This window comes from Frankia sp. Allo2, from assembly GCF_000733325.1.
Taxonomy (GTDB): Bacteria; Actinomycetota; Actinomycetes; order Frankiales; family Frankiaceae; genus Frankia; species Frankia casuarinae.
On sequence record NZ_JPHT01000013.1, the window covers coordinates 40,421 to 54,410 of the forward strand.

10 protein-coding genes are annotated in these 13,990 nt (G+C 68.4%); 4 read left to right on the forward strand and 6 right to left on the reverse strand.

Translation table 11 applies throughout. From position 1 onward, the window contains the following. Positions 1-505 precede the first annotated feature (505 nt). A complete protein-coding gene (locus ALLO2_RS11305; RefSeq protein WP_035731850.1) occupies positions 506-1,843 on the forward strand; it encodes an ATP-dependent 6-phosphofructokinase in 1,338 nt (445 codons plus the stop codon). 361 nt (positions 1,844-2,204) lie between these two features. Further along, positions 2,205-3,170 carry a DEAD/DEAH box helicase gene (locus ALLO2_RS11310; RefSeq protein ID WP_035731852.1) on the forward strand — a complete coding sequence of 322 codons (966 nt, stop codon included), beginning with the start codon at positions 2,205-2,207 and terminating at the stop codon, positions 3,168-3,170. A 117-nt stretch (positions 3,171-3,287) separates the two neighbouring features. Here ALLO2_RS11310 and ALLO2_RS11315 read toward each other — a convergent pair whose 3' ends face one another. Beyond that, positions 3,288-4,778: a zeta toxin family protein gene (locus tag ALLO2_RS11315; RefSeq protein WP_139168596.1), complete on the reverse strand. Its 1,491-nt coding sequence runs from the start codon at positions 4,776-4,778 to the stop codon at positions 3,288-3,290. A gap of 294 nt (positions 4,779-5,072) precedes the next feature. Here ALLO2_RS11315 and ALLO2_RS11320 point away from each other — a divergent pair, with 294 nt between their 5' ends. Beyond that, positions 5,073-7,313, forward strand: coding sequence for an McrB family protein (locus tag ALLO2_RS11320; RefSeq protein ID WP_051875098.1), 2,241 nt, complete (start codon positions 5,073-5,075; stop codon positions 7,311-7,313). 16 nt (positions 7,314-7,329) lie between these two features. Further along, entirely contained in the window at positions 7,330-8,568 is a 1,239-nt protein-coding gene (locus tag ALLO2_RS11325; RefSeq protein WP_232235033.1) for an McrC family protein, read from the forward strand. 158 nt (positions 8,569-8,726) lie between these two features. Here the strand turns inward: ALLO2_RS11325 and ALLO2_RS11330 are convergent, their stop codons facing one another. The 5 genes from ALLO2_RS11330 to ALLO2_RS11350 form a co-directional block, all read right to left on the reverse strand. Then, on the reverse strand, positions 8,727-9,557 hold the full coding sequence (locus ALLO2_RS11330; protein ID WP_011437225.1) for a carbohydrate ABC transporter permease: 831 nt from the start codon (positions 9,555-9,557) through the stop codon (positions 8,727-8,729). A gap of 65 nt (positions 9,558-9,622) precedes the next feature. Continuing rightward, complete coding sequence (locus ALLO2_RS11335; RefSeq protein WP_011437224.1) at positions 9,623-10,612, reverse strand: carbohydrate ABC transporter permease; 990 nt, start codon at positions 10,610-10,612, stop codon at positions 9,623-9,625. 103 nt (positions 10,613-10,715) lie between these two features. Further along, a complete protein-coding gene (locus ALLO2_RS11340; protein ID WP_011437223.1) occupies positions 10,716-11,579 on the reverse strand; it encodes a metallophosphoesterase in 864 nt (287 codons plus the stop codon). Positions 11,580-11,683: 104 nt separating this feature from the next. Beyond that, a complete protein-coding gene (locus tag ALLO2_RS11345) occupies positions 11,684-12,535 on the reverse strand; it encodes a tyrosine-protein phosphatase (RefSeq protein ID WP_035731937.1) in 852 nt (283 codons plus the stop codon). A gap of 5 nt (positions 12,536-12,540) precedes the next feature. Next, entirely contained in the window at positions 12,541-13,920 is a 1,380-nt protein-coding gene (locus tag ALLO2_RS11350) for an ABC transporter substrate-binding protein (protein ID WP_035731855.1), read from the reverse strand. Between the last annotated feature and the right edge of the window lie 70 nt (positions 13,921-13,990).

Consider the following 13,990-nt stretch of genomic DNA (forward strand, 5'->3'; position numbering starts at 1 on the left):
GACCTGCCGGCTGCCGGCCGGCGAATCTGGGGGACCTGAGCACAGTTTGCGGTCCCTGGACCGTGACGGGCTCCCCCAAATTCGGCCGCCGCGCGATGGTGGTCACTGCATGAGCTGACCGTCTACCGGACTTCGCGGCCGCCGACGTCGCGGGGCTTCCGGATCCGGATCTGGTCTGGCCTGGCCTGGTCTGGCCTGGGTTATCCGGCTCGGACGGTCTGCCCGCATCGCCTGCCCGCATCGCCCGGAGGTGTCCGCCCGGGACAGGTCGGGACGGGGTTGGCAGGTTGTTACGCCGGTTTCGCGCCTATGAAGCCATTGTTTCCGTCCGCAGGTTGCGGGTTATCCCGTCGACGGGGTCGTGGTGGGTGGTTTGGGTCGGTACTCTCGGGGTGGAGAAACCTAGGATGATCGGGGGTGTCCGTGCTCCTCTGGTCCAGGTAAGTATGAAGCGAAGTCACCGAGACTGATGTAGCGCCGATCGAGACGTGAGGGCCGGGTAACGGTGGGTGCACCAATACTGGTGGATAATGCCGATCTGGCGGTCAAGACCCTGGGGGTCTGCCGGATTGACTCCCCGCTCCTGCCGCTGCTGGGGGAGCGGCCGACGACGCAGCATTACATCGATGAGTCGGACAAGGTCCTCTACGACGACACCGCCCTGATGATCTCCTCGCGTGGTGTCGCGCTCGATGACCTGCCCGGATTCGAGCCGGCCGGGCCGCGCCGNAAGATCTACTTCGACCCGTCGAAGACCCGGGTGGGCATCGTCACCTGCGGTGGGCTCTGTCCCGGGTTGAACAACGTGATCCGCGGTCTGGTGCTGGAGCTGACCTCGCACTACCGGGTTCGGCGGATCTTCGGATTCCGCAACGGGTACCAGGGCTTCATCGCCCGCTACGGCCACGACGTCGTCGATCTCACCCCGGAGAGCGTCGCCAACATCGACGAGGACGGCGGGACGATCCTCGGCAGTTCCCGCGGCCAGCAGGATCCCGCCGAGATCGTCGACTGCCTCTCCCGGATGAACATCAACATCCTGTTCGTCATCGGCGGNGACGGCACCCNGCGCGGGGNCGGGNAGATCGCCCNGGNGGCCGAGACGCGCGGGGNGAAGATCGCCGTGGTCGGCATCCCGAAGACGATCGACAATGACATCCCCTACATCGACCAGAGCTTCGGCTTCCAGACGGCCTTCGGCAAGGCCGCGGAGTCCATCCGGGTCGCGCACGCCGAGGCGACGTCCGCGCCCGGCGGGCTCGGCGTGGTCCGGCTCATGGGCCGCCACTCGGGATTCATCGCCTGCTACGCGACGCTGGCGAAGAGTAACGCGGACGTGGTGCTCATCCCGGAGTTGCCGTTCAAGCTGGAGGGCGACGGCGGTCTGCTGAACTACGTGCGTCGCCGGGTGGCCGAGCGCGGCCACGCCGTCGTCGTCGTCGCCGAGGGTGCCGGCCAGGAGCTTGTCGTCGGCCAGCCGGAGAGCACCGACGCGTCCGGGAACCGCAAGCTGCACGACATCGGCCCGGAGCTCTCCCGCCGGATCAAGGAGTACTTCGACGCCGAGGGCATCGAGCTCAACCTGAAGTACATCGATCCCAGCTACGTGATCCGCAGCGTGCCGGCGAACCCGTACGACAGCGTCTACACGATCCGGCTCGCCCACGCGGCCGTGCACGCCGCGATGTCCGGCCGCACGGAGATGGTCGTCGGCCGCTGGCGGCGGCGGTTCATCCACATCCCGATCCCGCTCGCGATCAGCCAGCGCAACCAGGTCGACCCGGCCGGCGATCTGTGGATGTCCGTCCTCGAAGCGACCGGCCAGCCCCCCCGCTTCGAATAGCCGAGTAGCCAGCCCCCTCTCTTGCCTTTCCAGAGGGATAAAAGGGACGTCGAAGCCTCTGGATAGGCAAGATTCCCGGTGTGGCCGTGCGTGTCCACAAGGACGAATCGGGCTCGGGGCCTCTGGACAGACACCCACCGGAACAGCCCACGGTGTGCCGCGATCAGGTCGGGCCGGGTCAGGCCGGGTCGGGCCGGGTCAGGCGGCGGATCCACCAGAAGCAGAAGCCGGTCCGTCATGCCGGACGACGGGCGCCGATCACCGTAGGGTACGACGACAGACGCACCCGGCCCGCCGCGCCCGACCTGGATGTGCTGGCCGGACACTGTTCGGACCTGGTGGGTAGGAGGGCAGGGAGTACGTGGAGGTCTTCGAGACTCATCGGAGCCTGATCGAGGACTATGCGGCCTTCACCGACTCCCTCGTCGAGGTTCGCGACGAGAAGATCAAAGATTATCTCGAGCGGGAGCGGGCGGCGAAGGTCCGCTGGCCTGACCCGTGGATCTCGCTCAACCCTGCGTTCGCCTCCGGCGGCACGGTCGACGAACTGGTCGGCACAGGTCTGCTGCACCCCGACTGCGGCAGATTCTTCCGGGTCAAGAGGGATTCCGGCGATCCCGGCGGGCGGTCGCTGACGCTGTATCGGCACCAACGGGAAGCCATCGAGGCGGCCCGGGACGGCAGCAGCTATGTGCTCACCACCGGCACGGGATCCGGTAAAAGCCTTTCCTACATCGTGCCGGTCGTGGATTCCGTCCTCCGTGACCCCCGCCCGAACCGCATCTCGGCGATCGTGGTCTACCCCATGAACGCGCTGGCGAACAGCCAGCTCCACGAGTTGAAGAAGTATCTCGAATGGGGAATACCCGTGGATGGCCGGTCGGTCACCTTCGACCGGTACACCGGGCAGGACTTGGCCGAGTCCCGGCAGCGGATCCTGGATCGGCGTCCCGACATCCTGCTGACGAACTACGTGATGCTCGAGTACATCCTCACCCGGCCACCCTCGCAGCCTTCGGCGCGCACAAGGCACGGAGCCACCTCCCGGCGACCAGCACGCCCTCTGGTAGCCGCGTCCCCGGATCTCTGCGTACGATCTCAGCGCCGATCTGACTTCACCCGATACCGACGGGTTCTGTGGGCCGCCGGGATCAGCCGCGAAGCCTCACAGGTCGGTATAGCGATCGACATACAGAGTGGGCTTCTTGTCGCCGAAGATGCGCTTGGTCTCCTCTTCTTCCTTCTCGCGCATCCGCTTCTTGACGGCCTCNCATTTATCTGGGTCGAAGGTTTGGAGTCGGTCCATCCCCTCATCGAACTTCTGTGAACGACGAGCGTCGAACTCCTCGTCGGTTTCCTTGCCTTCCATGCTATGCTCCTTTTTCTCGTGAAACCATCTGTCTGATATTCGGATTGTGCGGGTAGCTGGTCGTCGAAGTGAAAATTATTGGTTTTCGCCTCGATCGGTGTACAGTGATGCCGGCCCCATGGCTTCTGGATTAATGTTTATTTTATTTTGAAATTTATCGTACGATCCTTGGTCGAGAATTGTCAAAATTTCGCCCGCCCTCTTGCGGGCGATCTGTCGGGGTTCAGAGTTGGTGTCATAAAGACGTACTTTATCGGCCTTCTCGGCATAACCTTCGAAGCCCTGGGAGAATCCACGGTGTGCCGCAAGCTGGTGGTCAACGGGAACATAGCGGCCGGACTTTGCGGCGCGGTCCGCGGCGCGCGTGACCGCGAGCTCCGGATCGGCACTCACCCCGAATAGGCGAACCTCGTATCCCTTCGCATGCGCGTCATCGATCAGCTTGGCGGTCTTCTCCGGGTTGCCGAGGGTGCTATCGTAGATGATATTGAGGCGGCGGTCCATGGCCTGTTGAAGGACTCCCTTCGCGAGTGAGCTGCTCTCTTCATGGACCACCTCAGCCGCGCGCGAGTCTCCTGCACCCATGATCTCGTCGAACTCGGGGATCATTTTCTTGATCTCGTCGGGATCAAGATGGACTACGTTCTCGGTGGGTACTTGGCCTTCGTCCTTGAGGTACTCCAGCACGAAGCCCTTGCCGGAGGCTCCGCCGCCGCCCATGAGGTCGAGGGTGGGGCTGCCCTGCTCCGGCGGCTTGGCATCGCCGATCACCTCCTTCACCAGATTCTCCCGGAGGGCGGCGCGTTCGGGGGTGTTGATGGTGTCCGTCGGGGTGAGGAGCGGATGGTCGTCCGGCAGAGTCCGCGGTGCCTCGCGGACGGCCCAGCGCTCCCGACCGGGGGCGGGCGCGTCCGGGGGCTCGGGGCGGTAGCGGCGGGCCGCGTCCTCCAACAGCGCCAGCTTGGCCTCGGTCCGAGCCCGGTCGCTGTTCCCGGGCTCGGTGGGCGGGCGGACCTCGGACGGCCGGTCGCCGGTGGTGTCCGCCGGCGTAGCCGCGCCGCCGCCGGAACGGGCGAGCGCCGCCCTGTCGAGAAGGTCCAGCTTGGCGTCGATGCTGGAGGTGTTCCGGCTGGGAGCATCCCGGCCGGCCGGTCGCTCCTGATGGCAGGGCTCGGGTGAGTCGCCCGGGGAGGCGGCGCGGTCCAGCAGGTCGAGCTTTCTGTCGATCTCGGTGACCCGAGACTGCTCCGGGACCGGCCCACCGCCTGCGTCGGGTCGTTCCGGGGCGGTTTCGAGGCCACGGAACTCGGCCGGAGTCACCGCGGTAACCTGGCCGGAGACCGGCGAACAGCCATGGACGCTCCCGGGGCAGAAGAGAGCCATTCTCGTGACCGGGCCAACGGTATCGTATTCAGAAGCGCCTGGCACTTGTACGGCATCCCGGCGCGGAGAAGCGAGCCGGGCGGGATTGCCGCCTGTAATCACCTCCGGCGATCGGGGGGCGTATTTCTCCGCGGTCCACGTGAGCCGGCGCCGCGCGAAACAGATCGGTTCGCGCGCCTTCATGCTCGCGGTGAGGACGCTCCTGCCGGCCTGTGTGCCTGCTCACGGCAGCATCGATCTTCGGTTGCCGGCAGGCCTGCCGGGGGCGACGGGCGTTCGGTGCGTGAGGCGTGTGGACGGCGACAGCGGGAAACGGACGGCTCGATACCTCTCCGGACGGCCTGGCTGGCTCACCAGAATGATCACTCTGGGTAGTGGAAGTTTCGTTCGCTATGAGTGCTTCGTCGTTGTCTGATGACCTGATGAATAATTGCTCCCGATCAGATCCTGCGGGTGGATCGTCTCGGGGGCGGGTGCATGGCGGATCAGCTAGAGATCATCGGCGGGCTGCTGTACCGGGTTATGCGGATCTTGGCGGAGGTCGGCGAGGCGTCTCCGGACGAGCTGTGGATGCGGATGCGTGCGTCCGATGCTGGCGCCGATCCCGGATGGCGGCGCGGATCAGGTGACGACCCGCGGAGCGCCGTCGCAAGGAAACTCGTCCTGCGGGGCGCTGTCTNCCTGGCCNGGGCCGGTCATCTGAGTGAGAGCAACCGCCGGTGGCAGGCTACCGGAATCGGCCGGGATGCGTTGCGGGCGTCCCCGGACGAGGCCGCGTGGTGGCGTGATGTCACGGAGCACAACACTTACTGGCGGGAACACCGGAGCAGCCTTGGCCTGGTGGACGACGTCCTCGCGGTGCTGCCCGAACAGACCTGGGTCAGCGTCACGGATCTCTCGACGGTGGCCGATCTGACGGTCGATGGCCTCGTCCGCCATCTGTGCGGCTTCCGCCCCGAGGGCTGGTCGCGCGTACTCGACCCGGCGGGCCGGCCGCCGCGCGAGGCCCTCTTCACCGAGGACGAGTATCGCGACTGGCTGGACTGGTTCGAGGTCGAGGTCGGCGACCTGACGGCGGGGCGGGCTGCCGGCGAGCTGCGGCTGCCGCTCGACGACCTCCGCATGCTCGTCGAGTCCATCGCGCCGGAGCGGATCCCTCGCCGGGCCTGGCTGGTGCGCGGCGCGGACCGGCGTGGCCGTTCGCTGGCGCGGGATCTCTGGCTGGCCGACGAGGTCTGTTCCCTGCCCGGTGACCGGCTGGAGGTGCGGCCCGGGGTCGACCGGGAGCAGGTGCGCCGGGCGGTCGACCGCGAACACGCCTCGCTCACCTCGGCCCGGCGCGGCCGGCTCACCAGCGAGTACCACGCCTTCCTGAGCCGGATGCGGGAGAACGACCTCGTCGTCGTGAACGACCGTGACGAGTACTACGTCGGGGAGATCCTCGGACCGCCGGTGTTCGTCGCGAGCGTCGGGGGCGTCGCGGACCTGCAACGGCCGGTCCACTGGCGCAACGCCGACGAGCCGGTGAACTACCTCGATCTACCCGATCGGGTGGCGGCCCTGCTCGGCAACGCGGAAGCGCGCATCGTCGATCTTTCCGATTTCGTCGCCGACCTCGACGCCCTGGTGCCCGCGCCCGCGCCGGTGGCATCGATCGCGACGACGGGGGCCGCCCCCCAGAGCGCCGACGCCGACCTGGCCGGCCAGGCCCTCGCCGGCCAGGCCCTCGCCGGCCAGGCCCTCGGCGGGGACGATCTGCGCGAGGTCACGGACGAGTTCGCGGACGGCCTCTTTTACAGCCGGGACTGGTTGCGCAGGTGCGTCGAGCTTCTGCGGGACCGGCCGCAGCTCATCTTCTACGGCCCGCCCGGCACCGGCAAGACGTACCTCGCCCGGCGCTTGGCCTGGCATCTCGCCGACGATCGGCGCGAGAACGTCACCCTCGTCCAGTTCCATCCGTCCTATATGTACGAGGACTTCTTCCAGGGTTTCCGTCCGGTGCAGGTGAAGGGCGGCGACGGTGACGCGGCCACCACCAACCGGATGTCCTTCGAGCTCGTGGACGGTCCGCTGCGCCGGCTCGCCACCGCCGCCGAGCTCAATCCCCGCCAGGCGTTCTTCCTGATCATCGATGAGATCAACCGGGGTGACCTGGCCAGGATTTTCGGTGAGCTGTACTTTCTGCTGGAATACCGCGGGGAGGCCGTCACCACCCAGTACGCCTCCGCGGACACGCGCGACTTCCAACTACCGAAGAACCTGTTCATCATCGGCACGATGAACAGCGCGGACCGTTCGATCGCCGCCTTCGACCAGGCGCTGCGCCGGCGGTTCACCTTCGTCGGGCTCCATCCGGACGTCGAACCGACCGCGTCCGTGCTGCGCCGCTGGCTTGCGGCAGGCGACCTGCCCGACGAGGCGGCCCGCCTGCTCGGCGAGCTGAACCGCCGCATCGACGACCCGGACGCCCGCATCGGCCCGTCCTATCTGATGCGCGACCGCGTCCACCAGAGTGCCGACGGCCTCGACCGGGTGTGGGAACATCAGATCCTGCCGCTGCTGGCCGAACACCACGTCGGCGAGACCATCGATCTCGCGGCCCGGTACGGCCTACCGGCGCTGCGGCAGTCCCTCGGCCTGGCCGCGGTGGTTCCGGCCGCGGTGGTTCCGGCCGCCGGAGTCCCCGCGAACACCATCCCCGGCCCCGCGGCAGGCTGATGCCATGCTTGCGCCGGTGGAGCTGACCGAGGGCGCCGGGTGGCAGCGGCGGAAGCTGAGCCCGGGCCAGGCCGATGCGCTCGATGCCAGCGAGGTGGCGCAGGTGCGGCAACGGCGTGCCGACGGTACCTGCGAGGTCAAGGACAACGCCCTGGTCGGCACCGTGCGCCTCGGGTCGGGCGAGGATACGTTCGAGGTTCGCATCCGACCCAAGGTCACCATCCGCCGTCTGCTGTTTCTGCTTGGCTACGCGCAGGATCGCGGCAGGTGGTTCGAGGACGAGGTCCAGGCGGCGGAGGAACCGGATCTTCTGCCCGCGGTCGCCGCGGCGTTCGCCCGAACCGCCTCGCGGGCGCTCGCGCACGGGGTGCCGCGAGGCTATCGGCAGGTGGATGCNGCGCTTCCCGTCCTTCGCGGCCGGCTGCGCGAGTCCGCGCAGCTCCGGCAACGGTCCGGGGNGATGTTCCCCCTCGAGGTGCGCTATGACGAGCGCACCGTCGACACCGCCGAGAACCGGTTGCTGCTCGCCGCCACCCGCTCGCTGCTCGCCCTGGCCGGGGTGGCACCGGCCACCGCCCAGGAGCTGCGCCGTATCGCCGCCGCCCTGGACGGTGTGGCCGAGCCGGCGCACGGCCCCGTCAAGCCGCCGGACTGGGTGCCAACCCGGGTGAACGCGCCTTACCATGCGGCGCTCCGGCTCGCCGAGACGGTCTTGNGCTCGTCTTCCTTCGAACGGGAAGACGGGGAGACGCTCCGGGTGGACGGCTTCGTGGTGAAGATGTGGGAGGTCTTCGAGGACTTCGTGACCCACGCCGTCGACGAGGTCCTCACCCACCGCGGCGGTGAGGTCCGCCTGCAGGACCGCACCCACCACCTCGACGAGGACCGGACGCTGGAGATGTGCCCCGATCTCGTGCTGTACCGGCCGGAGGGCCCGGGCGGGCGGATGATCCCGGCGGTTGTCCTCGACGCGAAGTACCGGCTCGCGATCCGACAGGGCGCGCGCGCACACGTGTACCACCAGATGATCGCCTACTGTGCCCGGCTCGGCGCCCGGCAGGGATGGCTCGTCTACGCCGGCTCGGAGCGGGCCGACGGCCAGCCCGGCGGTCGTGGCGACGTCATCCGGAGCCGGATCGGGGGTCCCACGCCCATCGGGCTCGTGACGTACGTGCTCGACCTGAGGCTCCCCCTGGCCGAGTTGCGGGCCAGGATCGAGCGGATCGCCGACGATATGGTCACCCCGTCCGTCTGACGGAGCTCTCCGATCTCGCGGCCCACTTTCGCGGCCCACCTTGGATCGCCGTCACCNGGCCGGCCGGCTTCCTTTGGATAGGCAAGAGGCAAGAGGCGAGGAGCTGCCGCCGGGAAACGGGGCCGCGCGGTCAGCGTAGGCCGGAGCGGTCAGCGCGGTCAGCGCAGGCCGGAGCGCACGAACGCGTCGACGACCTGGCGCTGCAGGACCAGGTAGAGGGCGAAGACGGGCAGGCAGGCAAGGCCGGACCCGGCCATCACGGCGCCCCAGTTGTCGCCCTCGAGGGTCAGGAAACCGCGGATGCCCAGCTGGATGACGGAGTTCGCCCGCTGCAGCGCCAGCGCCGGCCAAAAATATTCGTTCCAGGCGGTGATGAACAGCAGGATCGACAGCGACGCCAGCGCCGGGCGCAGGTTCGGCACGACGACCGTCCACAATGTGGACCATGAACCCCGCCCGTCGATGCGGGCCGCGTCGAGCAGCTCCCGGGGGAAGGCCTGCATGTGCTGGCGGAGCATGAGCACCGCGAGCGCCGAGCACAGGTTCGGCACGATGACGCCGGCCAGCGTGTTCAGCAGGCCCAGGTTCGACAGCACCAGGTAGTTCGAGATCATCGTCACCTGGAACGGGATGAGCCAGGTGGCCACGAACGCCAGGTAGAACAGGGTCCTGCCGCGGAACTCCCAGGCGGCGAAGGCGTAGGCGGCGAGCAGGGACATCATGAGCTGGCCGGCGGCGGTGACGGCGGCGATCGTGAAGGTGTTGGCGAGCAGCACGCCGATGTCGAGACTGTCGAAGACGTAGCGGTAGTTCGCGAGGCTCAGCGGCCAGGGCAGGAGCGACTGGTCGAAGATGTCGTCCGGCCGGCGGAAGGAGGTGGCGAACATCCAGTACACCGGAAACAGGCTGATCAGGCTCAGTAGGGCCAGCATCAGATGGCTGGCCGCGGCCCGCCAGTGGGGTATCCGCGGTATCCGCATGCTGCTCATCGTGTGCGCATCCTTGGATCGGGGGACCGGGGTGTGTCGAGAAATCCGGTCGCCGAGGGTCCGGGTCAGTTGTCAGCGAAGCTGTACCGGTCGGCCAGTTTGACCAGCACTGCCGCCACCACCGCGAAGACGAGGAAGAACGCGATGCCCGCCGCGGAGGCCAGACCGGAGTCCAGGCTGCGGAAACCGAACTCCCAGAGCAGGTAATAGATGTTGGTCGAGGAGTCGGCGGGGCCGCCCTGGGTGAGCACGTCGAGCAGTGGGAATGTCCACTGCCCCGACAGCAGCACGGTTATCAGCAGCATGAACAGCAGGGTCGAGCGCAGCATCGGCAGAGTCACCCACCGGGTGACCTGCCAGCGCGACGCCCCGTCCATCTCGGCGGCCTCGGCGTAATCACTGCTGATGCCGGTGAGTCCGGCGGAGATGACGAGGGTGGCGAAGCCGAGGATCTGCCACGCGCAGATCGCCAGGATGGCGATCAGCGCCGTCCGCTCCTCCCGCAGCCAGCTGTAGTCACCAAGCCCGAGGGCGTGGTTCACCACCCCTTTGGAATCCAGCAACCAGCGCCAGACCGCGGCGGCGGGGACCGGCGCGACCAGCATCGGCAGAAAGACCAGCGCCCGGTAGACGGTGCGCGACCGACCGCCCAGGTCCCGGATGGCCAGCGCGATGGCGGTGGGCAGAACGATGGCGAACGGAACCAGGCCGAGGATGTACCACAGCGTGTTCTTCGCGGCGCCCCGGAGCTGCGGAAGGGTGAAGATCTGCCGGTAGTTGTCCAGACCGACGTAGGTCCGTGGCGAGTTCGGCAGCAGGTTCCAGTGGTAGAAGGACAGCTGGACGGCCTCGATGATCGGTTTGTAGGTCCATAGCACCAGGCTGGCCACTCCGGGCAGCAGGTACAGGTAGGGCGGGGTGGCGGCGAGCATCCGCCGGGCCAGCGACGGCCGGGCGGCCCGCACCGGCACGCGCGACGCGGCACCGGCGGAAACTGCGGCACCGGCGGGGACTGTGGCGCCGGCTGCCCCCGGGATGGCGATTTCGACGAACACGGTTCGGAAGCATCCTTTCCGGAGGCGCGGGAAGTCCGGAGGCGTGGGAAGGGCCGACGCACCGGACGGGGTCGGTGCCGGACGGGGTCAGTGCCGGACGGGGTCAGTGATAATCCGCCGCGAGCTGGACGACCTCGTCGAGGGTCATGTCGTAGACCACTTCGGAGGTGGCGATCGGTACCGCGGTGGCGACGGCCCCCTCGGGGTAGACGTCGATCCGGGTGTACTCGCCCCCCACCAGGCCGGTTATCCGGTCGGCCGGGCCGAGGGTGCGTATCCGGTAGGCGGTGGCACCCGCCACCCAGACCGGAACGCCGCTGAGCACGCCCGCGGACGCGTGGTGGGCGTGACCGGCCAGCACGATCTTCACGTCGCTGCCGGCGAGCACGTCGGCGAGGTTCTGCGGCTCGGCGAGCAGGAGCGAGTTCACCATCGCGAGCGGGGACGGCACGGGTGGGTGATGCAGGGCGAGGATGGTCCCGTCAGGGGCCGCGGTGGCCAGCTCGTCGGCGAGCCAGCGCAGCTGGGCGGTGCTCAGAAAGCCGCTGTGCTCGCCCGGTTCGGTGGTGTCGAGCATGATGATCCGCAGGTCACCGACCCAGTGCACGTAGTCGTGAGCCTCCGCCGTGGGTTCCGCGCCGAGCAGTCCCTCCCGGAACGGGCCACGCGAGTCGTGGTTGCCGACGCCGTAGAGCACGGGCGTGCCCAGGCGCGCCGCCGCCGGTTCGACCAGGTCACGCAACCGCTGGTAGGCCAGCAGATCACCGCGGTCGGCGAGGTCGCCGGTGAGCAGCAGGGCGCCGATCTTCAGCGTGGACGCCTCGATCTGGTCGAGCACGGTGCGCAGCGCGGCGTACGTGTCGACCTTGCCGTGCATCAGCTCACCCTCGCGGACGATGTGGGTGTCACTGATCTGGATCAGGATGTGGGTGGGCGTGTGCGCGGTCGGGTCCAGGAGTATTGGCATGGACATCCTTCCGGAGCGGGGTTCAGGGCGGGCGGGGTGGCGCATGGGGTGAGCCGCAGGCCCGAGGGGTGGGGACTTCGGGCCTGCGGCTCACCGGCTGGGGTTCAGCCCGCGGTCGGCGGACCGCAGTCCGGCCCGGCGTCGGAGGCCTCCGCCGGCACGAGCAGGGCCTCGACGAGGCGGTCCAGCGCGTGCGCCGTCGCCCCGTGCGCGAGCAGGTAGGTGCGGGTGTCCCCGTGCCGGGCGTGGATACGGTCCAGTGCGTGCAGGATGAGGTCGGGCGGGCTCGCCATCAGCGAGGCCGGCAGCTCCTCGCCGTCGGTGGACATCAGGGCGGANATGCGCTGGACGGCCGCCGCGGCCTCGTCCCGCAGGAAGTACGAGGTCAGCGCGAAGTCCTGCGCGATCACCTCGGCTGGCACCCCGGCGAGGTCCAGCGCCAGAGCGATGACCAGACCGGTGCGGTCCTTGCCTGCGCTGCAGTGCACGATCGCGGGCAGTGCCCCCGGTGTGGCGAGCGCGAGCATGGCCGCGGTGAGGCGGTCCCCTCGATGATCGACGACGTGGTCGTAGAGGCTGCGCAGATCGCCGGCCGTCTGGTGCCGGTCGACCGGCAGGGTGTAGACGGGCACCCGCCGATGCGTCGCGGCGAGCCGGCCGAGCTGGTCCGGATCGTGCGCCACCTCGGTGTCCTCGCGCAGGTCGATGACCGTGCGCAGCCCGATCTGCGCGAGGATGGCCTGCCCACGGCCGTCGAGCCCGCGTAGCGTGCCCGAGCGCAGCAGCGTGCGCCAGCGCAGGGAGCGTCCGTGCACAGTCGGGTAGCCGCCGACGTCGCGCAGGTTGATCGTGCCCGGCAGCGACAGGACGCGCCGCGCCTGCGGCGCCCCGCCGTCGCCCGGGGCGCTCCCGGTGCTCGCTGCGGTGGCCGTGCTCCCGGTGCTTACGACGGGCACGGCGGTCACTTCCGGGGCAGGAAGCTGGTGGCCTGCTTCTGTGCGGCGGCCAGGGTGGATGCGGGATCCTTGCCGGTGAAGACGGCGCTTTCGACCGCGGTCATCATCGTGTCCGAGATCTGGAGGTAGTTGTCACCCGGGAAGGACTCCCACGGCTCGATCCGGGCGAGCTGGTCGAGGTTCGGCTTGATGAGCGGGTTCGCCTTCGCCCAGGCCTGCAGGCTCTTCGGGTCGTCGATCAGGCCGGTCCGCAGCGGCAGGTAGCCGATCTTCGAGGAGATCTCGGTGTAGGCGTGGTCGCCGGTGAGAAACTTGATCAGTTCCCAGGCGGCGCGCTGCTTGGCCGGGTCCTTACTGAAGATCGCCAGTGCCGCTCCCGAGTTGGTGGGGATGACCGGCTTCGAGCCGAACGAGGGTTCCTGGGTGGCGTCGAGCTGCCAGTTGTTCGCCTTGGCGCCGGCCATGAACATCCCTTGCAGGGAGCTGCTTTCGAGCAGCATCCCGGCCTGACCGCTGCTGAACGCCTTGACCTGCTGCTTCTGGTCAAGGTTCGGCATCACGCCGCTGTGTACCAGGTCGGCGGCCATCGATACCGCCTCGACGCCCGGCGGATCGGCGAAGGACAGCTTGGTACCGTCGGTGGAGATCACTCGGCCGCCGGCCGAACGTACCAGGCTCTGGAAACACCAGTCCCCGACCTTCGTCAGACAGTCGATGAGGACCCCGTCCTTGCCGGTCTTCGCCTTGATGGCAAGCGCCGCGGTCTTTACCTCCGCCCAGGTCTTCGGCGGCTTGGCCGGGTCGAGGCCGGCCTGGGTGAACAGGGTCTTGTTCAGCCAGAGAACCGGGGTGGAGAAGACGTACGGGACGGCGTAGGTCTTGCCGTCAACGTCGCCGAGGGTGCGGGCTTTCGGGGCGAACGGGTGTTCGCCGCCGAAGTTCGCCTGAACGGCCTCCCGCCCGACCAACGTGTCGAGCGGCTGGGCGCCGAGGCTGCCGGCGGCGAAGCGCAGCGCGTTGAAGGTGATCTGGGCGACGTCCGGGGGGCTGCCTGCCAGCACCTGGTTCTTGATGCTGGTGACGTAGTCGCCGCTGTTCGCGCTACCGGCCAGGTTCTGCGGCGGCTGGCCCTTGACGGTGATGTTGGGATGCGCGGCCTGGAAGTCGCGCAGCAGCCCCTCGATCACCGGCTTCCACGTCCCGACGTTCGCGAGGTTGTAACTTTNGAAGACGATCGAGACCTTCTGGTCCGGGGAGAGTTCGGGGATCGTGCTGGCGTTCGCGGCCGTACTCGTGGGTGTGGACGAGGACGTCGCACACGCGGAGGCGAGCGCCGCAAGCAACGCGAGGCCAGCCGCGGCACGCAGCAGGCGTGGTCGAGCCACGGGGATGCTCCTTGGGATCAACGGGACGTTGGGATCAACGGGATCAACGGGATGGCGGACGGACCGGATC

Bases quoted from the DNA above. Each gene is read 5' to 3' on its own strand.
- ALLO2_RS11315 (WP_139168596.1), bottom strand. From the start codon at position 4,778: ATGAAGGCGCGCGAACCGATCTGTTTCGCGCGGCGCCGGCTCACGTGG.
- ALLO2_RS11330 (WP_011437225.1), bottom strand. From the start codon at position 9,557: ATGAGCAGCATGCGGATACCGCGGATACCCCACTGGCGGGCCGCGGCC.
- ALLO2_RS11340 (WP_011437223.1), bottom strand. From the start codon at position 11,579: ATGCCAATACTCCTGGACCCGACCGCGCACACGCCCACCCACATCCTG.